Here is a 919-nt window from a genome sequence, read left to right on the forward strand (position 1 = left end):
GTCCATGGCTACATCTTAGGCGAACACGGCGATACAGAATTCCCTGTCTGGTCTCATGCTAATGTAGCTGGTCTGCAAATTTACGAATGGATCAAAGATAACCCCGGTGTAGATGAAGAAGCTTTGGTACAGATGTTCTTTAAAGTACGAGATGCTGCTTACGATATTATTGAACGTAAAGGTGCTACTTTTTATGGTATTGCCGTTTCATTAACTCGAATTACAAAAGCGATTTTAAATGATGAGAATTCAATTCTGCCGCTTTCTGTTTATTTAGATGGTGAATATGGACAATCTGATATCTTTATTGGAGCACCTGCAGTCATTAATCGTCAGGGAATCAGCAGTGTTATTGAGATCCCATTAAATGATTCAGAAAAAGAAAAAATGAATTTTTCTGCCGATACGCTTCGAAAAGTTACACAGGATGCAATGGATGCGTTAGAAAAAGAAGAACAACAGTAAACTAAAAACTTCGGTTCAGTAAGGATTGTACTTATCCCTTACTGAACCGAAGTTTTCTTAGTTGCAACACAATTGAAAAATAGTTTCTGCGTAAATATCCATTGCTTGGACCATTTCCGTTATATCGATTCCTTCATTCGCCTGATGTGCCAAACTTTTTGTGTCAGGAAAATGAGCTCCAAAAGCGACCATATTTTTCATGGTTCGCGCATAAGTAGCTCCTCCTGAAGCAAGCGGTTGGGTCTGATCTCCTGTTTTATTTTGATAGATTGTTGTCAATGTTTGAACTAAGTCGCTTTCTTTGGGGACATATAAAGCCGGCACATGATCGAACTCTTCATATGTCAATCCATAAGCTGCTGCAGCTTTTTCAAGAAGTGGCACCAAATCTGCTGCTGGGTAACTGACCGGGATCCGCAAGTCCAATTCTATTTCTGACTTCGTTTCAGTTACG

General features: G+C 39.5%; 1 protein-coding gene and 1 pseudogene. One reads left to right on the forward strand and one right to left on the reverse strand.

Annotated elements, in window-relative coordinates; genetic code table 11:
• Window positions 1-465, forward strand: a pseudogene (locus tag RT405_RS10820) (L-lactate dehydrogenase); the annotation flags it as partial.
• 57 nt (window positions 466-522) lie between these two features.
• On the opposite strand, the gene RT405_RS10825 reads toward RT405_RS10820, so the two are convergent.
• Window positions 523-919 (reverse strand): M20/M25/M40 family metallo-hydrolase (locus RT405_RS10825; protein ID WP_313469640.1); only part of this gene is annotated, 397 nt, incomplete at its 5' end.

The organism is Carnobacterium sp. (genome assembly GCF_032094055.1).
Classification (GTDB): domain Bacteria; phylum Bacillota; class Bacilli; order Lactobacillales; family Carnobacteriaceae; genus Carnobacterium_A.